This window comes from Promicromonospora soli, assembly GCF_014653785.1.
Lineage (GTDB): Bacteria > Actinomycetota > Actinomycetes > Actinomycetales > Cellulomonadaceae > Promicromonospora > Promicromonospora soli.
This window is the reverse complement of record NZ_BNAS01000007.1, coordinates 65073-87722: the sequence shown is the minus strand read 5'-3', so window position 1 is coordinate 87722 and position 22650 is coordinate 65073. Positions and strand designations below refer to the sequence as shown.

Genomic DNA, 22650 nt, shown 5'->3' with positions numbered 1-22650 from the left:
ATCCGCTCCGCCCTGCGGAAGAATAGATGCCATGCCGTCGAATCGCCGCTCCAGCAAGCGTCCGTACGCCGCGGACCATGTACCTCTCGATGTAGAACGAGCGACGGGCGGACGCCGCAGCGAGTCGGCGGCTGACGGCGAATGGGTGGTGCAGCGGATCCGATCGTCCGACAAGACCTACATCTGCCCGGCCTGCCGCCAGGAGGTCACGCCGGGCACGGCGCACGTCGTCGCGTGGAAGACGGACGTGCTCGGCGGCCCCGAGGCCGGGCTGGACGGCCGGCGGCACTGGCACAACAGCTGCTGGCAGCGCCGTGCCAACCTCCGCTGATCCCACCGGCAGTCAGGGGAGACAATGGAACGGATGACCACTGAAGCGGCCTCCGGCCAGACGACGCACCAGATCCGCTCGCTCACCGTCCTGCCCGCGCAGCGGGAGGACGTCGAGCTGCACACCGCCGACGGCCTCACCCTCGTGGGCGAGCTGGCGCTGCCGGCGGACAGCGAACCATCGGCCAGCCTGCTGACGTTCCACCCGCTGCCCACGCACGGCGGTTTCATGGACTCCCACCTCTACCGCAAGGCGGCCTGGCGCCTGCCCGCGCTGGCGAACCTGGCGGTGCTGCGGTTCAACACGCGCGGCACCTCGTCCCCGCGGGGCACGAGCGAGGGCACGTTCGACGGCGGCGACGCCGAGAGGTACGACGTCGCCGCAGCAATCGAGCTGGCCGAGTTCCGCGGGCTGCCCCGGCCCTGGCTGGTCGGCTGGTCGTTCGGCACGGAGCTGGTCCTCAAGCACGGCGCCGACCCGAGCATCGAGGGGGCGATCCTGCTGTCGCCGCCGCTGCACCGAGCGACCGACGAGGACCTGGACCGCTGGGCCGCATTCGACAAGCCCCTCGTCGTCCTGGTCCCCGAGCTCGACGACTACCTCCGGCCCGACGAGGCCCGCAGCCGCTTCGCACGTGTTCCGCAGGCCGAGGTGATCGGCGTCGACGGCGCCAAGCACCTGTGGGTCGGCGAACCGGCCGTCGCCCGCGCACTGAACGAGATCGTGGCCCACGTCCTGCCCGACCACCCTCTCCCGCTGCCGACCCACTGGGACGGACCACTGGGCGTTTCCTGAGCGGCCTCACCGACCACAGCACACCCCCACAGGAGGATGACGATGACGTCTCAAGCCACCAGGAACCTGGCGACCTTCACCCTGCACGACGGCGGTGGTGTGCCGCTCGTGCTGTTGCACGGCTTCCCGCTCGACCACCGCATGTGGGCGACCTGTGCGCAGCACCTCCCGCCGGGCGTCCGCGCGATCGGCGTTGACCTGCCTGGTGCCGGGCACAGCGACCTGGACGGGTTCCCGCCGAGCATCGAGCACGCGGCCGACTCCGTGTACCGGACCATGGTCGCGGCGGGCGAGGGCAACGCCGTCGTCGTGGGGCACTCGATGGGCGGGTACGTGGCGCTCGCCCTGGCCGAGCGCCACCCGGGGTTCGTGGCCGGCCTGGGGCTGGTGGACACCAAGTCGACGGCGGACACCGAAGAGGCGCGCGCCAAGCGGCTGCGGGTCGCGGCCGCCGCCGAAGCCAGCCAGACCGTGGACGCCGTGCTCGGCATGCCCGCCGCCCTGGTGGGCGCCACGACCACCAAGGGCCGTCGGCAGCTCTTCCCCGTGCTGGACTCGTGGATCCGGGCGCAGTCACCAGCGGGCGTCGCGTGGGCGGAGCGGGCGATGGCGGCCCGCCCGGACCGGACAGCGGTGCTCGAGCGCTTCGACGCGCCGGTCGCCGTCGTGGTGGGCGCGGAGGACTCCATCACGCCACTGGCCGAGGCCGAGCACATGGTCAGGGCGGCCGCGTCACCCTCGGGGTACACCGCCGGCGACGCCGCGCTCACGCTCGTGCCCGGCGTCGGGCACATGAGCGTCGTCGAGGACCCGCAGGCCGTCGCCGCGGCCCTGGGCCTGCTGCACGCGCAGGTGATCACTCACCACTGACCCGTTGTGCCGAGATAGAACCAGGGCGAGATAGGACTGGGGCGCAACCAACCACGCGGTTGGTTGCGCCCCAGTCCTATCTCGCCCTGGTTCTATCTCGGCACCAGATCAGCTGGAGGCGCCGGCCTTCTCGGAGACGGACTCCTCGGCGTCGTCGCTCTCCGTGGGGGAGGAGGCCGAGTCGGAAGCGGCCTGGCCGGCCTTCGTGCTCGCCTTGGTGCCCTTGACCGACGGGATCACGACGGTCGCCGTGCCGACCGGCACGGGTGTCGGGTGGCTCGGCGGGATCGACGCGGGCATCGATCCCGTGTCGGTTGACTCGGGGATCTCGGGCTCGGCCTCGGTGCCGTCGCCGACCACCGCGAAGCGCGCCTGCTGCGCGGGGGTCGCTCCCGCCAGGCTCGACGGCTTGGACGTGGGAGTGGGCGCCGCAGCCGGGGCGCTCGGGGCGGGCGGCCCACCGAGCATGCCGCGCAGCTCGTCCAGGTAGGAGTTGATCGAGTCGTGCTGGCGCGTGAGGTCCTCGAGCTGGTTCTGCGCGGCCGACCGGCTCGACTCCGCCTCGGCGCGGGCGTCGTCGATGGTCTGCTCGGCGAACTCCCGGGCCTCGGCAACGATCCTGTCCGCGGACTTGCGCGCGTCGGCCACGAGGTCCTTCACGTAGACGTCGGACTCCGACCGGATCTTCTCCGACTGCTCGAGGGCCACCGCGACCCGCTTCTCGGCTTCTGCTGCGTGCTCCTCGGCCGTGCTGACCAGCTTGGCGGTCTCGGCCTTCGCCGTCTCGTGCCGCTCGGCGAGCTCCCGCTCCACGGCCTCCTTCTGCGTCGCGATGTCGAGCTCGGCCTGGGCGAGCGCGGCGCGGGCCTGCTCGCGCAGGTCCTCCATCTCGCTGGTGACGGCGTTGGCCGCCTCGGCGGCCTGGCGACGCGCCTCGGACAGGATCTGCTCGGACTCGGCGCGGGCGCTGGTCAGCATCGCGGACGAGTCGCGCTCAGCGGTCTCGCGCTGTGCGCTGGTCTCCGCGTGCACCTTGGCGCGGAGCGCGGCGGCCTCACGCTCGGTGTTCACGCGCAGCTCAGTGGTCTCGCGCTCGACAGTCGAGCGCAGGGTGCCGAGCTCGCGCTCGAGGCTGGCCCGGCGCTCGCTCTCCTCGGCGGCGATCGCGCTGGCGATCTGCGCGGACTCGCGCTCGGCGGAACCCACGAGCTCCTCGGCGCGGCGCTGTGCGGCGAGCAGGTGGCCCTCCGCCTCCGCAGCCATCGTCGTGCGGATCTCCTCGGCCTCGCGGCGGGCGCTCGCGAGCATCTCGGCGACCTCGGACTCGGCGCGGGACCGCACCTGCCCACCGGACAGCTTCGCGCGTGCCATGATGTCGGCGGCCTGCTGGTTGGCCTGGTTGATGATGTCCGTCGACTGGTCCTCAGCGGAGCGCAGCAGCAGCTCGATGCGGGAGCCGAGGCCTGCGTACGAGGGCTTCTCGGTCTCGCGCAGGTTGCGCTTGGCATCGGTGAGGTCCTGCGTCAGCTGCATGGCGCGGCTGTCAGAAGCCTCGACCTGCCTACGGGCCTCTTCGAGCGCGTGGTTCAGTCGGTCCAGATGCGCGTGCACCTGGTCGCGGTCGTATCCGCGCATGGCAGTCGGGAAGAGCGAGCGCTCGTCGGACACGGTGCAGACCTCCAGTGTCGGAACTTGGTGAGGCGCGGGTCAGGCTCCCCCCGGGGACGCCGCTTATACGGCTCGTCCGGCGCCCAGGATACGTGCCTTGTGCTGATGTGGATACTCCGTGGCCCGATGCAATCTACGCAATGCGTGGAATACTCCCGCCCCGTCCAGGCCCCTCGGCTGCGGTGGCGGTTCAGGCGAACGTCAGTGAAGGAAGGGTGAGAGTCCCGGCCGAACCTCACAAGCGCACCCTTCATTGGACAGCGCTCCTTGTTCGGTCCCTATGCTGGAGCACCCACCCTGATCGACGGGCTAGCGCCCAAAATTCGAAGGGAATCGGTGGTGCAACGCTTTTTGGCGACTCTCCTGATCCTTGCCGGGCTCGGCGGGATCGGCTATGGGGTCGCGACGGCAACCGTCCTGCGCGAGTCCGACACTGTTGTCGCGACCGCGACCCCCAGCGGTGACGGAACCATGGTCGTGACCGAGCCCGGAGTGCTCGGTCTTGTCGACGACCAGGTGACCGTACGGGCCACTGTCCCCGAGGGACAGAAGGTCACGCTCGCGCTCGGCTCCGACGTCGATGTGCTCGGCTGGGTCGGCAACGACCCGTACGACTCGGTGACCGGCCTGTCCTCGTGGGAGACGCTGAGCGTCGCCCCGGGTACCGGCGCGGCCACCGACGAGGAAGAGGCCGCGGAGCCGGCCGAGAAGCCGGCCACAGGCCCGGACCCCGCAGGGTCCGACATGTGGATCTCCGAGGTGAGCGACGAGACCGTCGTCTCCATGAGGTGGACCGAGCAGCCCGGCCGCGTCGTGCTGCTGGCCGCCGGAGTCGGCAAGGGCGCCGAGGCGCCCACGCTGGAGCTCACCTGGCCCCGTCCCGTCGCCACGCCGTACCTGTGGCCGGGCGTGCTGGGCGGCGGGTTCGCCCTGGTCCTCGGCGTGTTCATGGCCATCGGCTCGCGCCGCGGCAAGAAGCGCGGTTCCGGCAAGGGAAGTTCGGCGTCCGAGGTCCGCACCCGTGAGTCCGGCTCCGACCTGCCGCGTCGCGGCGCGGCCTTCGGGGTGGACGGCGACGAGCCGAGCCAGTATCCGGCCGAGTCCGGCGGTGGGTTCCCGCCCGCGCTGGGCGACCCGCCCGAGGAGGGCACGGCGGTCTTCCCGCCGGCCGCTCCCGGGATGCCGGGCCACCGTCCGGGGATGCCGGGCCAGCGTCCCGGGATGCCGGCCCCGGGGGTGCCCGAGCGGGGCGCGTCACGACCCGACCAGGACCGCACGCAGTCCTGGGGCGCACCCGCGCCGTTCGGTGGGGCGGCCCCGATCACCCCGGTACCGGCGCCCGAGCCGGCTCCTGCACCCGAACCGGCCGCCCCTGCGCCGTCCATCCGGGGGATGCGGCGCAACCGCCGTGGCGCGGCGGCAGCGCCCGCGGCACCCGCTCAAACCCCGGCTCAGCCGACGCCGTTCGGCGGCGGCGCCCCGGAGCGCGCACCCGCAAAGCCCGCTTCGGCGGCTGCCGAGACGCCGGCCGCCCCGCCGGCGTCGGGCAGACCGATGACCCGACGCGAGATGCGCATGCGCGAGCAGGCACAGCTCCGGGCCGCGACGGGCGCGATGCCCGCCGTGCCGGCGTCCGAACCTGAGCCCGAGCCGGAGCCGCAGACGCCGAGCAGCCGAGCTGCCGCGTGGCGCCAGACCTGGGGCGTCACCGGGAACGACGGAGACAACAACGGATGAAGCACCCCATGAGATACGCACGGACCCGCACCATGGCCGTGGTAGCAACCCTGCTCGCCACAGGTCTGCTCGCCGGCTGTGCCGAGGAGCTGCCCACGCCTAAGCCGGAGGCGCCCGTCGCCGAGGCGGTCGTCACGCAGTCGCAGGAGCGCAAGATCCTGGACAAGGTGGCGGGCGTCGTCGCGGACGTGACCAAGGTCGGACAGGCCAAGGCGCTCGAGGACCGGCTGACCGGGCCCGCGCTCTCGATCCGCGAGACCCAGCTCCAGGTAGCCGCGGCACGTAAGGACACAGAGCCGCTGACGGACCTGACGATGGAGATGCAGCAGGTGATCCTGCCGTCGGACCAGGAATGGCCGCGCAGCAGCTACGCCATCACGGTGCAGCCCAAGGACCTCACGACGCCGGTGCTCATGGCGTTCGAGCAGTCCTCGGCCCGTGAGCAGTACAAGCTGTGGGGCTGGGTCCGCCTGCTGCCGGGCGTGACCATGCCCCAGTTCGCGGAGGCCGACCTCGGCAGCCCGGCTGTGCCGCCGGACGACAAGAGCCTCAAGGTGTCGCCCGAGACCGCGATCGCGCAGTACGCGTCCGTGCTGACGGTCGACGAGCGATCGAAGTACGCGGAGAACTTCGCGGACGACGACCTGCGCCAGTTCTTCCGGGACTACGGCAAGCTCCAGGTCGATGCGATCAACAAGGAAGAGTGCAAGGGCGCCTTCGAGGTCGCGTACGAGCCCACGAAGGACCCGGTCAAGGCGGTTCGTACCGCCGACGGCGGTGCGCTCGTGATCGCGGCGATGATCAGCAAGGAGACGATCACCGCCAGGGAGGACGGCTGCGAGATCGGCCCGCCGACCAAGACGACCCAGGCGCTCTGGGGCGATGCCGACGTGACCAACGTGGTCGAGGTCAACTACGAGGACATGGTGGCGATGTACCTGCCGCCCGAGGGCTCGAACGACCAGATCAGCCTGGTCGGCTACGAGCACGTGCCCAGCTCGGTCTCGAACGACTGACTTTCGGCGATCTCGCCCGTCCCCGCAGCTAGGGTGGCCCCGTGAACCTACGGCGGCCACCCTTGCTGCGTTCCGGAGCTCTTCCCTCGGCCCGACGCCGGGCCGTCGCCGGCCTGACCGCGGTCGGTCTCGCGTCCGTCGCACTGACGGGCTGCACGGTCGAGCCGCCCACTCCGGCACCCGAGCCGCCGACGGTCGCGGCCGTGGTCAGCGTGGCGCAGGAGCGCAAGATCCTTGACCGGGTGTCGGGGGTCGTCGAGGGGACGACCAAGGCCGGCGACGCCGGCTCGCTGGCGGCACGCCTGACCGGTCCCGCACTCGCGATGCGCGAGGCAGAGCTCGACGTAGCGGCGAGTGGCAACACGGATGCGCTGAGCGACCTGTCCATGCGGATGCAGCAGCTGGTTCCGGCGTCGGACCCGCAGTGGCCGCGCACCAGCTATGCCATCACGGAGCAGCCGCCCGACCAGACCACGCCGACGCTCATGGCGTTCGAGCAGGACAGCGCCCGGGGTCAGTACAAGCTGTGGGGCTGGGTGCGCCTGGTGCCGGACATCGCCATGCCGCGGTTCGCCGAAGCCAACCTCGGCAGCGCCGCCGTGCCCGAGGATGACACGAGCCTCAAGGTCACGCCGAGGGACGCGATCAAGCGCTACGCGTCGGTGCTGAGCGTCGACGAGGACTCCAAGTACGCCGCCGACTTCCGCGACGACTACCTGCGCCGGCTGGTGCGGCGGAGCGGCGAGACACAGCTCGCCGCGATCGAGCACAAGGACGGGAAGGGCACTTTCGAGGTCGCGTACCAGCCCACGAAGGACCCGGTGAAGGCCGTCCGCACTGTTGACGGCGGCGCGCTGGTGCTGGCGGCGATGCGGAGCCAGGAGACCCTCACCGCCGAGGAGAACTGGGAGCTTGGCCCGCTCGCCCCGTCGGCCAAGGCGCTCTGGGGCGATGCGAAGCGGACCAACGTCATGCGGATCGTCTACCGGGACACCGTCGCGCTCTACGTGCCGCCGGCGGGCTCGGCGGAACCGATCAGCCTGCTGGGCCACCACCGGGTGCCCTACGCCGTGTCGAACAGCTGACCACCGCGTCGTCGACGGCATTCTCGCTGAGAGCGGAGCCGACGAGTAATTGCGGCCGCGGTCATTAGGATTGCCCCCATGAGCAGTGCCACCCCTCAGCCCGGCCCCGCCCGGAGCGCGCAGCCCGAGTTCGCGGTGCGCGGCGCCGTCGACCTGTCCGCCCTCAACCGCCCGCAGGCGCCGCCGCCCGGCGAACCCGGCGGCGCGCCGCCCGCCGGCGGCTTCGTGGTGGACGTCAGCGAGGCGAACTTCGAGCCGCTGGTCCGCGACTCGTCCACCTTCCCGGTGGTGATCCTGCTGTGGATCCCGACCGACCAGGCGAACGCGGAGCTCGGCGCCACGATGGGCCGCCTCGCCGAGGAGTACGCCGGCCGGTTCCTGCTGGGCCGCGTGGACGCCCAGGCATCCCCGCAGGTCGCGGCAGCGTTCCAGGTGCAGGGTGTGCCCACCGTCGTCGCGGTGCTGCAGGGCCAGCCCCTGCCCCTGTTCCAGGGCGCCGCCGACGAGCAGCAGATCCGCAGCGTTCTGGACCAGGTGCTGGCCGCCGCCGAGCAGAACGGCGTCACGGGCCGGGCCCCTGGTGCGGCACCCGCGAGCGACGAGCCGGAGGCCGCTGCGGAGCAGCCGCTGCCGCCGCTGCACCAGGAGGCGTACGACGCGATCGAGCGCGACGACCTCGACGCGGCCGCGGAGGCCTACGCCAAGGCGCTGCGCCAGGACCCGAAGGACTCGGACGCCACGGCCGGCCTCGCGCAGGTGCGCCTCATGCAGCGCACCCACGACGCCGACCTCGCCACCGTGCGCCAGGCCGCCGCGGACGCGCCGTCCGACGTCGACGCCGCGCTCGCCGTCGCCGACCTGGACATGCTGGGCGGCAAGGTGGACGACGCGTTCGCGCGCCTGCTCGACCTGCTCCCCGAGGTGGACGCGGACGACAAGGAGAAGATCCGCGTGCGCCTGCTGGAGCTCTTCGAGGTCGCCGGTACCGCCGACCCCCGGGTGAGCAAGGCGCGCAAGCGCCTGGCGATCAGCCTCTACTGACGAGCGGCGGGGGCTCGGCGGCCGCGCGCTCCGGCACAAGCACCAGCGCACCGAGCGGGGGGATCCGCACCACGGCCGACCACGCGCGGCCGTGGTGCGGCACCGGCTCCGCGTGCACGCGGCCCAGGTTCCCCACGCCCGACCCGCCGTACACCGTGGCGTCGGTGTTCAGCGCCTCGCGCCACACGGGATTCTCGACCAGCGGCAGGGGCAGGCGGTATCCCTCGTGGGGCACGCCCGCGAAGTTCACGACCACCACCACGGGGTCGCCGCTGCGTGACCGGCGGACGTACGCGAGTACGTTGTGGCCGGCGTCGTCCGACTCCAGCCACTCGAACCCGGCGGGGTCGTAGTCGACCTCCCACAGGGCCGGCGTGGCGCGGTAGAGCGTGTTCAGGTCCCGGACCAGGTGCTGCACGCCGGCGTGCCCTGCGTCGCCGAGCAGGTGCCAGGGCAGGCCGTCGCCCTCCGACCACTCCGTGTCCTGCGCGAACTCGCACCCCATGAACAGCAGCTGCTTGCCGGGGTGCGTCCACTGGTAGGCGAGGAAGGACCGCACGCCCGCGAGCTGCTGCCAGTGGTCGCCGGGCATCTTGCGCAGGAGCGACCTCTTGCCGTGCACCACCTCGTCGTGGCTGATCGGCAGCACGAACTGCTCGGTGAAGGCGTAGATGAGCGAGAACGTGAGCTCGCCGTGGTGGTAGCGCCGGTTATACGGGTCCTCGGCCAGGTAGCGGAGGGTGTCGTTCATCCAGCCCATGTTCCACTTCAGGCCGAAACCCAGCCCTCCGCTCGACGTCGGGCCCGTGACCTGGGGGAACGCCGTCGACTCCTCGGCGATCATCATGACGCCGGGCGAACGCCGGTAGGCGGTGGCGTTCGCCTCCTGGATGAACGCGATGGCCTCCAGGTTCTCCCGCCCGCCGTGCACGTTGGGCGTCCACTCGCCATCCTTGCGGGAGTAGTCGAGGTAGAGCATGGACGCGACGGCGTCCACGCGCAGCGCGTCGACGTGGAACTCCTCGAACCAGTAGGTCGCGTTGGCCACCAGGAAGTTGCGCACCTCGCGGCGTCCGAAGTCGAAGATCAGCGTGCCCCAGTCCTGCTGCTCGCCGCGCCGGGGGTCGGGGTGCTCGTACAGGGGCGTCCCGTCGAACCGGGCAAGGGCGAACTCGTCGCGCGGGAAGTGCGCGGGCACCCAGTCGAGGATGATGCCGATCCCGGCCTCGTGGAGCCTGTCCACCAGGAACCGGAAGTCGTCGGGCGAGCCGAACCGCGCCGTCGGCGCGTAGTAGCTGGTGACCTGGTAGCCCCAGGATCCGCCGTACGGGTGCTCCGCCACGGGCAGGAGCTCAACGTGTGTGAAGCCCTGCTCCGCGACGTACGCGGTGAGCTGCTCCGCGAGCTCCCGGTAGCCGAGGCCGGGACGCCAGGAACCCAGGTGCACCTCGTACACGCTCAGCGGCGCGGAGTGCGGGTCGCTCGCCGACCGGGCGGCGAGCCAAGCGCGGTCGTGCCACTCGTACTCCGAGGTCGTCACGACGCTCGCCGTGGCGGGTGGCTGCTCTGTCGCCTTGGCGAGGGGGTCAGCCTTGGCGCGCCAGACGCCGTCCGCGCCCAGGATCTCGAACTTGTACCGCAGGCCGGGGCCGACGTCGGGGACGAACAGCTCCCACACGCCCGCGGCGCCGAGCGACCGCATGGGGTGCGTGCCGCCCCAGCCGTTGTGGTCGCCCACAAGCCGGACGCCGCGCGCGTTCGGTGCCCAGACGGCGAAGGCGACGCCGGCGATGTCGCCGGACGCGCTCGGGTACCGGTGCAGGTTGGCGCCGAGCACCTGCCAGAGCTGCTCGTGCCGCCCCTCGCCGATCAGGTGCAGGTCCACCTCGCCCAGGGTGGGCAGGAACCGGTACGGGTCGTCCGATGCCCAGGTATCCGTCCCGGACCGGGTCCGGATGCGGTAGTCCGGCGTGTGCCAGGTCCCGTCCGGGTCCTCGATAGCGGGCACGACGGCGGCAAATACTCCCGCGCCCTGGTGCGTCGCGGAGATCTCGCTGTCCGGCGTCACGATGATCACCTCGTCGGCGAGCGGGCGCAGGGCGCGCACGACGGTCCACGGCCCGTCGAGCAGGTGGGGGCCGAGCACGTGGTGCGGATCGTGGTGGGTTCCCGACGCGATAGCGGTCAGAACCTCGAGGTCGACGTGGGGCAGGTCTGCCATGGGTTTACCTTTCCATGCCAGGTGCGAGGTGTGCGACACGTCACGCCGCGCGCGGGTCACGAGCTGAGCACCCGCTCCACGGCGGCCAGCGGGATGTGCATCCACGCGGGGCGGTGCCGGAACTCGTAGACCACCTCGTAGAGCGCCTTGTCCACGGTCAGGGCGCGCAGCAGCAGCTCGGCGGTGGCCACGTCGAGCTCGCTGCCAGACACCTTCACCCCACGAGGCGTCCTCGCTTCGCTGCGGGTCCTCGCGGGGGCCCCGGGAGCCGCGCCCGACACCGTCCCACCGTGCGCCTCGCCGCTGGCCTGGCGGTACCCCTCGAGGAAGCTGACCTGGGCGTGCGCGGTCCAGTGCGGGTCGGTGGCCTGGCCGACGGCGGCCGCGTAGTCCAGCGAGCGGAGCATCCCCGCGACGTCGCGCAGGGGGAGGTCGGGGGCCACGCGCTCGGAAACGGGGCGCTGCGGCTCGCCCTCGAAGTCGAGCACCTTCCAGCCGTCCGGCGAGTACAGCGCCTGGCCGAGGTGCAGGTCGCCGTGGATGGGCTGGAGCGGGATGAGACCCCCGGTGCGCTCGGCGACGGCGGACAGCCGCGCGCTCACGGCGTCGAACAGCGCGGCGACGCCGGCGCGGTGCGGCGCCAGGGCGGGGACGTCCGCGAAGGCCTCGGCGGCGCGGCGGCGCAGCACGCCCATGAAGCCGGCGGGCTCGAGCCCCGGACCGGGGCCGAGCGCCTGCCGGAGGGCCACGTGCAGGTGCGCGACGACGGCGCCCAGCTCCGCGGCCTGCTCGCCGAAGTCCTCGTTCCGCCCGGCGTACGCGCAGGCCAGCTCGAACCCGTCGGTCGCGTCGGGGACGAGCTCGGAGAGCACGGCGAGGTGCGCGAGCGGCTCGGCGGCGCCGCTCTTGCCCGGCGAAGCTACGTCGTCCGGCGAGGGCAGCCCTACGGCGCCGAGGAAGCGGGGCACGCCGTCCCAGCCGACCCGGGTCAGGGCCTCGGGGATCACGACGTCGGGGTGCGGCCCCAGCGCGACGGTCCGGAGGATCTTCAGCATCCCGCCCCGCCCGGTGTCGAGCGGCAGCCAGGGGAGCATGACCGAGGTGTTCGACTGCTCCCCGGAGATCCGCCGCGCACCGGCCATCTCGTCCCAGCTCTCCCGCTCGGATGCGTCGGGGAGGGCCGTGACAAGGTAGGCGCGCCAGGCGGCCGGGTGGAGGCCGCCGTCGTACACCGTGACGGTGCCCGACGCTGTCGCCACCGTGCCGATCAGGCCGGCCGCCTCCGTGTCGGCGGTGTCGGCCGTCGGCTCGGCCGTCGGCGTCAGGACCAGCGGGACCTGGATCACCAGCGCCTCGTCGCCGGCGGCCAGCCCGGGGCCGGCCAGCCGCAGGAGGGCGACGACGACGTCGGCCACGCCCGGGAACGTGACGGTGAGCCACGGCACGTGCGCCACGCCGTCGGTGGGCACCGGATACCACCGCTGCTGTGGCAGCCATCTGTCCAGCAGCCGCAGCACCTCTGGGGCGAGGTGCGCGGCGCCAGGGGAGACGTGAATGCGTCGCGCCGGGCTCACGCCTCTCTCGCCTGCCCGATCGAGCCGCTCGGTCCGGTAGGCCTCGGCGGAGCGAGGACCAGCCAGTAGAAGTCGCGAGCGCCCCACGTCATCGTCAGGATGCCGTCCTCCCCGACGCTCGGGAACCCCGCCCCGCCGAACACGTCGGTGAGCGTCCAGCCGGCGTACCCCGGGAGCTTGATCGTGGACGACCGCGCCGTCGCGGACAGGTTCGCGGCAACCAGCAGCGTCTCGTCGGCGGAGGTCCGGGTGAACGCGATGACCGACTCGTCGTTGCAGTCGAGCGCCGTGAAGTCCCCCGTCCCGAACGTGGGGTGCAGCTTCCGGAACGCCAGCATGTTGTGCATCCAGTGCAGCAGCGACGTGGGCTGCGCGAGCTGCGCCTCCACGTTGGTGTGCTGGTAGTGGTGCACCAGCGACTGGACGAGCGGCAGGTACAGCTTGCCGGGGTCGGCCGTGGAGAAGCCGGCGTTGCGGTCCGGCGTCCACTGCATGGGGGTACGCACGGCATCCCGGTCGGGAAGCCAGATGTTGTCGCCCATGCCGATCTCGTCGCCGTAGTACAGGCAGGGGGTGCCGGGCAGCGACAGCAGCAGCGCGTTCGCCAGCTCGATCTCCTTGCGGGCGTTGTCGAGCAACGGCGCGAGCCGGCGCCGGATGCCGACGTTCGCCCGCATGCGGGGGTCGGGGGCGTACCAGCCGTACATGCTGGCGCGCTCCTCGGTGGACACCATCTCCAGGGTGAGCTCGTCGTGGTTGCGCAGGAACGTGCTCCACTGCCCTGCCGCCGGGATGGCCGGGGTGTCCGCGAGGATCTCCAGGAGCTGGCGCGCCCGCTGGTCGCGGATCGCGTAGAAGATCCGAGGCATCACGGGGAAGTGGAAGCACATGTGGCACTCGGGCTCGTCGTCCGTGCCGAAGTACCCCACGACGTCCTGCGGCCACTGGTTGGCCTCGGCCAGCACGATGCGGCCCGGGAACTCGGTGTCGATCATGCGCCGCACGCGGCGCAGGAAGGCGTGCGTCTCGGGCAGGTTCTCGCAGTTGGTGCCCTCGGCCTCGAACAGGTACGGCACGGCGTCGAGCCGGAACCCGTCCACGCCGAGGTGCAGCCAGAACCGCGCGACGTCGAGCATCGCCTCCGCGACGCGCGGGTTGTCGAAGTTGAGGTCCGGCTGGTGGCTGAAGAACCGGTGCCAGAAGTACTGCCGCCGGACCGGGTCGAACGTCCAGTTCGACGTCTCCGTGTCCACGAAGATGATGCGCGCACCCTCGTAGCGCGTGGGGTCGTCGCTCCACACGTAGAAGTCGCCGTACGGGCCGTTCGGGTCGGCGCGTGAGGCCTGGAACCACGGGTGGGCGTCGCTGGTGTGGTTCATGACCAGGTCGATCACCACGCGGATGCCGCGCTCGTGCGCGGCGGCGACCAGGTCGCTGAAGTCGGCCATGCTCCCGAACTGCGGCGAGACGGCGGTGAAGTCCGCGACGTCGTACCCGCCGTCGCGCAGCGGCGACGGGAAGAACGGCGGCAGCCATAGGCAGTCGACGCCGAGCCACTCCAGGTAGTCGAGCCGTTCCACGAGGCCGCGCAGGTCGCCCGACCCGCCGTCGGCCGAGTCGGAGAACGACCGGATCATGACCTCGTAGAAGACGGCCTTCTTGTACCACTCCGGGTCGGTCGACAGCCCCTTGCGCCGGGCGTCCACGCGCGGCTGCCGCCGCGGCGGCAGCGCCTGGACGGGCACGGGGATCGACGGCGGGTTGGGCATCACGGGGCGCGGCGGATCGGGGTAGCCCTCCGGTCCGACGGCGGGGCCGCCCGGCCCGAACGTCGTCATGCCGGACCCACTTGCAAGATGTGTGCCACCTGGACCTGGGGGTCGAGCCTGACCCAGGGATGTGCTCCCCAGCCGTAGGTCTCGCCGGACAACAGGTCGTGTGCCACGAAGAACGGGGCGTTCTCGTCGCCCTCGGGAGCGCTGAGGCCGAGGGCGGAAATGTCCAGGTCCACTACAGACTCCTGTACGTTCCGCGGGTCCAGGTTCAGCACGACCACGATCACGTCGTCGTGCCGCGGGGCACGCCGATCGTTACCCCCTGTTCTCATGGTGCGGCCCTGCGGCTTCGCTGTCGCGCGCGACGCGTGATCGGCCGAGATCCGGCGGGAGTACGCGACCACCTGGCCGTTCGTCGTGGGGTGGATGGTCAGGTTGCGCAGCTGCTGGAGCGCGGGGTGCGCGCGGCGGATCGCGTTCAGCTCGCCGAGCAGGAGCGCGATCCCGTACTCGTCCGCCTTCTCCCAGTCCCGCGGCCGGTACTCGTACTTCTCGTTGTCGATCTGCTCCTCGGCGCCGGGCCGCGGCGTGCTCTCCACGAGCTCGTAGCCGGAGTAGATGCCCCACGTGGGCGAGCCGGTGGCGGCCAGCACCGCCCGCACCGCGAACGCCGCGACGCCGCCGTCGGTCAGGTAGGGCGGCAGGATGTCGTGGGTGGTGGGCCAGAACGAGGGGCGCAGCACGGAGCCCTGCGGCCCGCTCACCTCGGCCAGGTACGCCTCGATCTCCTCCTTGGTGTTGCGCCAGGTGAAGTAGGTGTACGACTGGTGGAAGCCGATCCGGGCCAGCGTCTGCATCATCGCCGGCCTGGTGAACGCCTCCGACAGGAAGATGACCTCGGGGTTCGTCGCGTGCACCTGAGCCAGGAGCCACTCCCAGAAGTTCACCGGCTTGGTGTGCGGGTTGTCGATCCGGAACAGCGTGACGCCCCGGTCGATCCAGGTGCGGAAGATGTCCAGCATCGCCGCGTACAGGCCCTCGGGGTCGGTGTCGAAGCTCAGCGGGTAGATGTCCTGGTACTTCTTGGGCGGGTTCTCCGCGTACGCGATGGACCCGTCGGCACGGATCACGAACCATTCGGGGTGTTCCTTGATCCAGGGGTGGTCGGGCGACGCGTTGAGCGCGATGTCGATCGCCACCTCGAGCCCTTCGGCGCGGGCGGCGGAGACGAAGTCCCGGAAGTCGGCCTCAGTTCCCAGGTCGGGATGGATCGCGTCGTGCCCGCCGTGCTTCGACCCGATCGCGTACGGGCTGCCCGGATCGCCCGGCCCGGCCACGAGCGTGTTGTTGCGGCCCTTGCGGAACGTGGTGCCGATCGGGTGGATCGGCGTCAGGTAGACGACGTCGAACCCCATCGCCGCGATCGCCGGCAGCCGCTTCGCCGCCGTCGCGAACGTGCCCGACACCCACTTGCCGCTCTTCTTCCGGTACGCCCCCTCCGAGCGGGGGAACATCTCGTACCAGGACCCCGCCAGCGCCAGCGGCCGCGAGACCCGCAGCGGGTAGGTGTCCGACGCCGAGACCAGCTCGCGCAAGGGCGCCCGGCGCAGCGCGGCCACCACCTCGGGCGCCGTCGCGGCCGCGAACCGGGCCTTGGCCGGGCGCTTGGGGTCCGCCAGGGCGCGGGCCGCCGCGGTCAGCACGCGTGCGTCGCGGGTGGTCCGGGCCGGGCCGACCAGCGCGTCGTCGCGCACCAGGCGGCTGATCTTGTCGAAGAGACGCACGCCCTCGGCGAGCATCAGCTCGGTGTCGATGTCCGCGCCGATCTTGATCCCGGCGTCGTGCGTCCACGTGGCGTACGGGTCCGACCACGCCTCGACGCGGAAGGACCAGTCGCCCTCGCCGTCGGGCTGCAGCAGGCCGCGGAAGCGGTCCAGGCCCGGGGCGATGTCGGCCATGGGGGCCCACGAGTGGTCCGACCCGTCCGGGGCGACGAGCACGGCGGTGGCGGAGACGGCGTCGTGCCCCTCACGGAAGACCGTCGCCTCGATGGGGACCACCTCCCCGACCGCCGCCTTCGCCGGCCATCGGCCGGCCTCGATGACAGGGGCGATCTCAAGGACGGGGATACGGCCGATCCGGCCGGGCGTCGTGTACGAGCTCACTGGAACACGCTATCGACCACTGCAAGGGACATGCGCGTCGGGCGCGCCGGGGATCCGAAGTGTCGCCTCATCAGGCGATGTGTGCTCGCCCGTACATGTGCGTAGTCTTCCTCCGGTGAGAGCGATCCGCAGATTTACCGTCCGCACGGTCCTCCCCGAGCAGCTCGCAGCGCTCGACGAGCTGGCCCAGAACCTTCGTTGGTCCTGGCACGCGCCCACGCGCGAACTGTTCGCGAGCATCGATCCGGAGCTCTGGTCCGACGTACGAGGCGACCCCGTCGCCCTGCTTGCCGCGCTCGGATCCGACCGCCTCGCGGCGCTCGCGGCCGACGAGGCGTTCACGGGCCGCGTGCGCGCGGCGTCGGACGACCTGCACCACTACCTGCGCGACCCGCGGTGGTACCAGGGCCAGGCGGCGACGACAGGCGGCGCGCTGCCGGGAGCGATCGCCTACTTCTCGCCCGAGTTCGGCATCACCTCGGTGCTGCCGCAGTACTCGGGCGGCCTCGGCATCCTGGCGGGCGACCACCTGAAGAGCGCCTCCGACATGGGCGTGCCCATCGTCGGCGTCGGCCTGCTGTACGGCGCCGGGTACTTCCGGCAGTCGCTCACCCGCGACGCCTGGCAGGTGGAGACGTACCCGCTGCTCGACCCGGACGGTCTGCCGCTCGCGCTCCTGCGGGAGGAGGACGGCACGCCCGCCACCGTGTCGCTCGACCTGCCGGCCGGGCGCACGCTGCATGCGCACGTGTGGGTCGCCGCCGTCGGCCGGGTGCCGCTGCTGCTGCTCGACTCGAACGTGCCGGAGAACGACGAGGCGGCCCGCAAGGTGACCGACCGTCTCTACGGTGGCGGCGGGGAGCACCGCCTGCAGCAGGAGCTGCTGCTCGGCGTGGGCGGCGTGCGCGCGCTGCGCGCCTGGTCGCGCCTCACCGGTGCGCCGCAGCCGGAGGTCTACCACACCAACGAGGGCCACGCGGGCTTCCTCGGGGTGGAGCGGATCCGTGAGCTCGTCGGGTCGGGGCTGAGCATCGGCGAGGCGCACGAGGCGGTGCGCGCCGCGACGGTCTTCACCACCCACACGCCCGTCCCCGCCGGTATCGACCGGTTCCCGAAGGACCTGGTCACCGCGTACTTCGGCGGCGACAACACGATGGACGGCGTGCCCCTGGAGACCGTGCTTGCGCTCGGCGCAGAGGACTACGACGGCGGCGACCCCACCGTGTTCAACATGGCGGTGATGGGCCTGCGGCTCGGCGGCCGGGCGAACGGCGTCTCGCTGCTGCACGGCCAGGTCTCGCGGGAGATGTTCGAGGGCCTGTGGCCCGGGTTCGACCTGCGTGAGGTGCCGATCACGTCGGTCACCAACGGCGTGCACTCGCCCACCTGGGTCGCGCCGCGGCTGGCCGACGTGGAGGCCGAGCGGATGGGGCTGGACCAGATCACGGCGCCGGAGGCGTCGTCGGGCTGGCTCGACCCGGGCAAGGTGTCCGACGCCGAGCTGTGGGCTCTGCGCGGCGCGATGCGCGGTGAGCTCGTGGACGAGGCCCGTCGCCGCGTGTACGCGTCCTGGCGCGAGCGCGGTGCGTCCCCGGCCGAGCTCGGCTGGGTCGACGACATCCTGTCGCCCGACGTGCTCACCATCGGCTTCGCCCGCCGCGTGCCCACCTACAAGCGGCTCACGCTGATGCTGCGCGACCAGGACCGGCTCAAGGCGCTCCTGCTGCACCCCGAGCGGCCTGTGCAGCTCATCGTGGCCGGCAAGTCGCACCCGGCGGACGACTCCGGCAAGCGGCTCATCCAGCAGCTGGTCCGGTTCGCCGACGACGCCAAGGTGCGGCACCGGATCGTGTTCCTGCCGAACTACGACATCGGCATGGCGCAGTCGCTCTACCCGGGCTGCGACGTCTGGCTGAACAACCCGCTGCGGCCGCTCGAGGCATCCGGGACCTCCGGGATGAAGAGCGCGCTGAACGGTGGGCTGAACCTCTCGATCGAGGACGGCTGGTGGGCCGAGTGGTACGACGGCGAGAACGGCTGGGGCATCCCCACGGCCGACGGAGTGCAGGACGCCGACCGCCGGGACGACCTAGAGGCCGCCGCGCTGTACGACCTGGTGGAGAACCAGGTGGCGCCCGCGTTCTACGACCGGTCCGCCGACGGCGTGCCGGGCCGCTGGCTCGAGATGGTGCGGCACACGCTGGCCACGCTCGGCCCGAAGGTGCAGGCCACGCGCATGGTCTCGGAGTACGTGCACGGGCTGTACGCCCCGGCAGCCGAGGCCGGCCGTCTGCTCGCCGCCGACGGGTACGCCGCGGCGAAGGACCTCGCGGGCTGGAAGGCCCACGTACGGGGGGCCTGGAGGCAGGTGCGCGTGGACCACGTGGAGTCCGGCGGCATCGGCGACGCGGTGCAGGTGGGCGACCGGCTCGCGGTGCGCGCCTACGTCTCGCTCGGGCCCCTGTCGCCCGACGACGTTGACGTGCAGGTGGTGCACGGCCGCGTCACGGAGGCCGACGTCATCGACGAGTTCGCCGCCGAGTCGCTCGCCCTCAAGGAGTCCTACGAGGCGGGGCGGCACGCGTTCGGCGGGGAGGTCGACCTGGACACCTCCGGGCCGTTCGGCTACACCGTCCGGATCGTGCCGAAGCACCAGCACCTGGCGAGCGTGGCGGAGCTCGGCCTGGTGGCGAACGCCTGATCCGGCGGGGCTCGCTCCGGTCCGGAGCGAGCCGCCCGGGCTGGATTAGGCGAACTGCCCCTCCGGTAGGGAGAGTGACCTCATGAAGATCAACGTGGACCGCGACGCCTGCTGCGGCGCCGGCCAGTGTGCCCTGCTCGCGCCCGACGTGTTCGGCCAGGACGACGACGACCGGGTCATCCTGCTCGACGAGCGTCCGGGCCCGGAGCTCGACTTCGCCGTGCAGGAAGCAATGAGCATGTGCCCGACGGGCGTCATCTGGGTGGACCAGAACGCCTGACGGGTCTCGGGGGGATCGGCTTGGCGGCCTCGATGTCGGGGGCCGCCACGTCGACTTCCTTGGGCTCGCCGCGGCCGGGCACCGGGTCGGTGCGCAGCCGCAGGCCGGCGTCGGACACCTCGACGACGTAGCCGATCAGGTCCGTCCAACGGTGCGCCGTGCCACCATCGGACACGACGGGGCCGGCGGGCGGGAGCCGGCGTCGGACCACCACCCGGGTGCCGGGCCGCAGGTCGTGCCACCCCCCGGCGGGGGTGGGTGTAGCGAATGTCACGTCTGTTCGCCTTCCGCTGCGTGAGACCGGTGGGGATCTGGGTGCATCCCGGGAGATACTAGGATCGCGCCGCAGGGTCAGCCCTGTTGTCTGCCTCTTGCATGATCCTCAGTCCGGAAGTGGAAGGACACCCCGAAGTGACCTACGTGATCGCTCAGCCGTGCGTCGACGTCAAGGACCGGGCGTGCATCGAGGAGTGTCCCGTGGACTGCATCTACGAAGGCAGCCGCTCCCTCTACATCCACCCGGACGAGTGCGTGGACTGTGGCGCGTGCGAGCCGGTCTGCCCGGTGGAGGCCATCTACTACGAGGACGACGTCCCCGATGAGTGGAAGGACTACTACCGGGCGAACGTCGAGTTCTTCGACGACCTGGGCTCGCCCGGCGGTGCCGCGAAGATGGGCGTCATCGAGAAGGACGACCCGATGATCGCGGCCCTCCCGCCCCAGGCCTGACGTGGGTCTGCACGACCTGTCCGACCTGCCCTACCCCTGGGACTCGATAGCGGGTATCACCGCGACGGCGAAGTCCCACCCGGGTGGCCTGGTCGACCTCTCCATGGGTACGCCCGTGGACCCGACACCGGACGTCGTGCGGCACGCGCTCGAAGCGGCGTCGAACGCGCCGGGTTACCCGATGACGGCGGGCACGCCCGCGCTGCGCCAGGCCGTCGCGGACTGGTTCGCCCGACGCCGGGGCGTGCCTGGCCTCGACCCCGCGGCCGTGCTGCCGACCATCGGCTCCAAGGAGCTCGTGGGCCTGCTGCCCTCGCTGCTGCACCTGGGCCCGGGCGACGTGGTCGTGCACCCGGCGGTCGCCTACCCCACCTATGTGGCGGGCATCCGTGCGGCCGGCGCCACGCCGCTCGCGGCGGACGACGTCGCCGACTGGGCCAGCCGGGGCGACGTGCGGATGGTCTGGGTCAACTCGCCCGGGAACCCGACAGGCCGCGTGCTCGGCGTGGAGGCGCTGCGAGTGGTGGTCGACGCCGCCCGCGCCATCGGCGCCGTCGTCGTCTCCGACGAGTGCTACGCCGAGCTGGTGTGGGACTCGTCGTGGGACGCCGGGCCAGGCCCGAGCAGGGTTCCGTCGATCCTCGACCCGCGCGTGTGCGGCGGGTCGCACGAGGGGCTGCTCGCGGCGTACTCCCTGTCGAAGCAGTCCAGCATCGCGGGCTACCGGGCGGCGTTCCTCGCCGGTGACCGCGCCCTGATCGCCGGCCTCACCCAGACCCGCAAGCACCTGGGCCTCATCGTCCCGGCGCCGGTCCAGGCCGCGATGACCGCGGCGCTGTCCGACGACGAGCACGTCGCCGTCATGCGCGAGACGTACGGTGCCCGACGCCGGGCGCTCGCCGCCGCGATCGAGAAGGCCGGGCTCGTCGTCGACGAGTCGGGTGCCGGCCTGTACCTGTGGGTGGCGGCGCCGGACGGCCGGTCCGGGCTGCGGGTCGCGGAATGGTTCGCGGAGCGCGGGATCCTGACCGCGCCCGGACATCTGTACGGCGACGACACGCATACGCGGGTGGCGCTGACCTCAACTGACGCGCAGATTGCCGACGCTGTGTCACGTCTCACAGAGGCTTGACCGAAGGATTGGAAAAACGAGAGCTGGGCGCGATACTGTCGTGGCCCCAGGTCGACGTTGCCCCGACAGCTTTCTTCGCCGCAGCGTCCCTCGTGCGCCATTCAGGAAGGAAGACATGACCTCCACACCGGTGGACGGCTCGAGCCGCGTCGAGCTCGCCGTCAACGGAACCACTCACAACCTGCCTGTCGTCGCTGCCACCGAGGGCAATGACGGCATAGTCGTGTCGTCGCTGCTCAAGGACACAGGGCTGGTCACGGTCGATCCCGGCTTCATGAACACGGCATCGTGCGAGTCGGCTATCACGTACATCGACGGCGACGCCGGCATCCTGCGCTACCGCGGGTACCCGATCGACCAGCTGGCCGCGGGTTCGAGCTTCCTCGAGGTCGCCTACCTGCTCATCTACGGCGGGCTGCCGAGCGCCACCGAGCTCGACTCGTTCACCGAGCGGGTCAACCGCCACACGATGGTGCACGAGGACTTCCGCACGTTCATGGGCACCTTCCCCCGGGACGCGCACCCGATGGCCGTGCTGGCGTCCGCGGTGAACGCGCTGTCCACGTTCTACCCGGAGTCGCTCGACCCGGCGGACGACGAGCAGGTCGACCTGGCGACCGTGCTGCTGCTCGCCAAGACCCGCACCATCACGTCCTACCTGCACCGCCGCCGCGTGGGCGAGCCGCTGCTGTACCCGGACTACTCGCGCGGCTACGTCGAGGACTTCCTGCGCATGACGTTCGCGACGCCGTACGAGGCCTACGAGGCCGACCCGATGATCGTGGACGCCCTGGAGAAGCTGCTCGTGCTGCACGCGGACCACGAGCAGAACTGCTCGACGTCCACGGTGCGCGTCGTCGGCTCGTCCAACGCGACCCTGTACGCATCAGTGGCGGCAGGCGTGAACGCACTGTCCGGTCCGGCGCACGGCGGCGCCAACGAGGCAGTGCTCACCATGCTCGAGAAGATCCGCTCGGGCGGCGAGACCGTCGAGACCTTTATGGAAAAGGTCAAGAACAAGCAGGACGGCGTGCGCCTGATGGGCTTCGGCCACCGGGTCTACAAGTCCTACGACCCGCGTGCCGCGATCGTGAAGAAGTCGGCCGACGAGGTGCTCGACAAGCTCGGCGCCAAGGACGAGCTGCTCGACATCGCGCGCGGCCTCGAGGAGATCGCCCTCTCGGACGACTACTTCGTGGAGCGCAAGCTCTACCCGAACGTCGACTTCTACACGGGCCTCATCTACAAGGCCATGGGCTTCGAGCCCGCCATGTTCACGCCGCTGTTCGCGCTGGGCCGCATGCCCGGCTGGATCGCCCAGTGGCGCGAGATGATCAAGGACCCGCAGACCAAGATCGGCCGCCCGCGCCAGGTCTACACGGGCGCGACCGAGCGCCCGTACATCCCGGCCGCGATGCGCTGACGTAGCTCGACAGTCCGCTTCGAGAACGTCTTCGAGTACCGAGTCCAGCCGTCTTCGGTACCCGAAGACGTTCCCGAAGCCGACGGCATCGGGTGTGTGACCGGATC

At 71.6% G+C, this 22650-nt stretch carries 18 protein-coding genes; 12 read left to right on the top strand and 6 right to left on the bottom strand.

Features of this window, described 5'->3' with window-relative positions:
- The first annotated feature begins 31 nt into the window (after window positions 1-31).
- Genes IE250_RS20615 through IE250_RS20605 form a run of 3 tightly spaced genes read left to right on the top strand, consistent with a single transcriptional unit; the run spans window position 32 to window position 1996 of the window.
- Window positions 32-331 carry an Rv1322 family protein gene (locus tag IE250_RS20615; protein ID WP_189671185.1) on the top strand — a complete coding sequence of 100 codons (300 nt, stop codon included), beginning with the start codon at window positions 32-34 and terminating at the stop codon, window positions 329-331.
- 24 nt (window positions 332-355) lie between these two features.
- On the top strand, window positions 356-1126 hold the full coding sequence (locus IE250_RS20610) for an alpha/beta hydrolase (RefSeq protein WP_189671184.1): 771 nt from the start codon (window positions 356-358) through the stop codon (window positions 1124-1126).
- A gap of 42 nt (window positions 1127-1168) precedes the next feature.
- Window positions 1169-1996, top strand: a complete 828-nt coding sequence (locus IE250_RS20605; RefSeq protein WP_189671183.1) for an alpha/beta fold hydrolase — start codon at window positions 1169-1171, stop codon at window positions 1994-1996.
- Between the two features lie 108 nt (window positions 1997-2104).
- Here the strand turns inward: IE250_RS20605 and IE250_RS20600 are convergent, their stop codons facing one another.
- Window positions 2105-3664, bottom strand: coding sequence for a DivIVA domain-containing protein (locus tag IE250_RS20600; RefSeq protein ID WP_189671182.1), 1560 nt, complete (start codon window positions 3662-3664; stop codon window positions 2105-2107).
- Between the two features lie 339 nt (window positions 3665-4003).
- On the opposite strand from IE250_RS20600, the gene IE250_RS24905 reads away from it, so the two are divergent.
- The 4 genes from IE250_RS24905 to IE250_RS20580 all read left to right on the top strand — a co-directional run bounded on the left by IE250_RS24905 (window position 4004) and on the right by IE250_RS20580 (window position 8543).
- Window positions 4004-5401, top strand: coding sequence for a hypothetical protein (locus tag IE250_RS24905; RefSeq protein ID WP_189671181.1), 1398 nt, complete (start codon window positions 4004-4006; stop codon window positions 5399-5401).
- A gap of 8 nt (window positions 5402-5409) precedes the next feature.
- Window positions 5410-6417 (top strand): DUF8094 domain-containing protein, encoded by a 1008-nt coding sequence (locus IE250_RS20590; RefSeq protein ID WP_229872639.1) that lies wholly within the window; start codon window positions 5410-5412, stop codon window positions 6415-6417.
- Window positions 6418-6458: 41 nt separating this feature from the next.
- Complete coding sequence (locus IE250_RS20585) at window positions 6459-7502, top strand: DUF8094 domain-containing protein (RefSeq protein WP_229872638.1); 1044 nt, start codon at window positions 6459-6461, stop codon at window positions 7500-7502.
- A 78-nt stretch (window positions 7503-7580) separates the two neighbouring features.
- The gene (locus IE250_RS20580) at window positions 7581-8543 is read left to right on the top strand and encodes a tetratricopeptide repeat protein (protein WP_189671180.1); all 963 of its coding nucleotides are present in this window, start codon (window positions 7581-7583) and stop codon (window positions 8541-8543) included.
- On the opposite strand, the gene glgB is transcribed toward IE250_RS20580, so the two are convergent.
- From glgB to IE250_RS20560, 4 genes are all read right to left on the bottom strand, one after another.
- Window positions 8530-10764 carry a 1,4-alpha-glucan branching protein GlgB gene (gene glgB / locus IE250_RS20575; protein ID WP_189671179.1) on the bottom strand — a complete coding sequence of 745 codons (2235 nt, stop codon included), beginning with the start codon at window positions 10762-10764 and terminating at the stop codon, window positions 8530-8532. The two genes, IE250_RS20580 and glgB, sit on opposite strands and share 14 nt — an antisense overlap.
- A gap of 56 nt (window positions 10765-10820) precedes the next feature.
- Window positions 10821-12338 (bottom strand): maltokinase N-terminal cap-like domain-containing protein, encoded by a 1518-nt coding sequence (locus IE250_RS20570; RefSeq protein ID WP_229872637.1) that lies wholly within the window; start codon window positions 12336-12338, stop codon window positions 10821-10823.
- Window positions 12335-14107, bottom strand: coding sequence for a maltose alpha-D-glucosyltransferase (gene treS / locus IE250_RS20565; RefSeq protein WP_189671278.1), 1773 nt, complete (start codon window positions 14105-14107; stop codon window positions 12335-12337). Before treS ends, IE250_RS20570 begins: the two co-directional genes overlap by 4 nt.
- 65 nt (window positions 14108-14172) lie before the next feature.
- Window positions 14173-16278, bottom strand: coding sequence for an alpha-1,4-glucan--maltose-1-phosphate maltosyltransferase (locus IE250_RS20560; RefSeq protein ID WP_189671178.1), 2106 nt, complete (start codon window positions 16276-16278; stop codon window positions 14173-14175).
- A gap of 115 nt (window positions 16279-16393) precedes the next feature.
- Here IE250_RS20560 and glgP point away from each other — a divergent pair, with 115 nt between their 5' ends.
- The gene (gene glgP / locus IE250_RS20555) at window positions 16394-18979 is read left to right on the top strand and encodes an alpha-glucan family phosphorylase (RefSeq protein WP_189671177.1); all 2586 of its coding nucleotides are present in this window, start codon (window positions 16394-16396) and stop codon (window positions 18977-18979) included.
- Between the two features lie 82 nt (window positions 18980-19061).
- Complete coding sequence (locus tag IE250_RS20550) at window positions 19062-19259, top strand: ferredoxin (RefSeq protein ID WP_189671176.1); 198 nt, start codon at window positions 19062-19064, stop codon at window positions 19257-19259.
- Here the strand turns inward: IE250_RS20550 and IE250_RS20545 are convergent.
- Window positions 19234-19533 carry a hypothetical protein gene (locus tag IE250_RS20545; protein WP_189671175.1) on the bottom strand — a complete coding sequence of 100 codons (300 nt, stop codon included), beginning with the start codon at window positions 19531-19533 and terminating at the stop codon, window positions 19234-19236. The genes IE250_RS20550 and IE250_RS20545 overlap by 26 nt on opposite strands.
- A 137-nt stretch (window positions 19534-19670) precedes the next feature.
- On the opposite strand from IE250_RS20545, the gene fdxA reads away from it, so the two are divergent.
- The 3 genes from fdxA (at window position 19671) to IE250_RS20530 (ending at window position 22543) form a co-directional block, all read left to right on the top strand.
- On the top strand, window positions 19671-19988 hold the full coding sequence (fdxA, locus tag IE250_RS20540) for a ferredoxin (protein WP_020017584.1): 318 nt from the start codon (window positions 19671-19673) through the stop codon (window positions 19986-19988).
- 1 nt (window position 19989) lies between these two features.
- Window positions 19990-21120 carry a succinyldiaminopimelate transaminase gene (gene dapC, locus IE250_RS20535; RefSeq protein ID WP_308434175.1) on the top strand — a complete coding sequence of 377 codons (1131 nt, stop codon included), beginning with the start codon at window positions 19990-19992 and terminating at the stop codon, window positions 21118-21120.
- A 115-nt stretch (window positions 21121-21235) separates the two neighbouring features.
- Entirely contained in the window at window positions 21236-22543 is a 1308-nt protein-coding gene (locus tag IE250_RS20530) for a citrate synthase (RefSeq protein ID WP_189671174.1), read from the top strand.
- The last annotated feature ends 107 nt before the right edge of the window (window positions 22544-22650 follow it).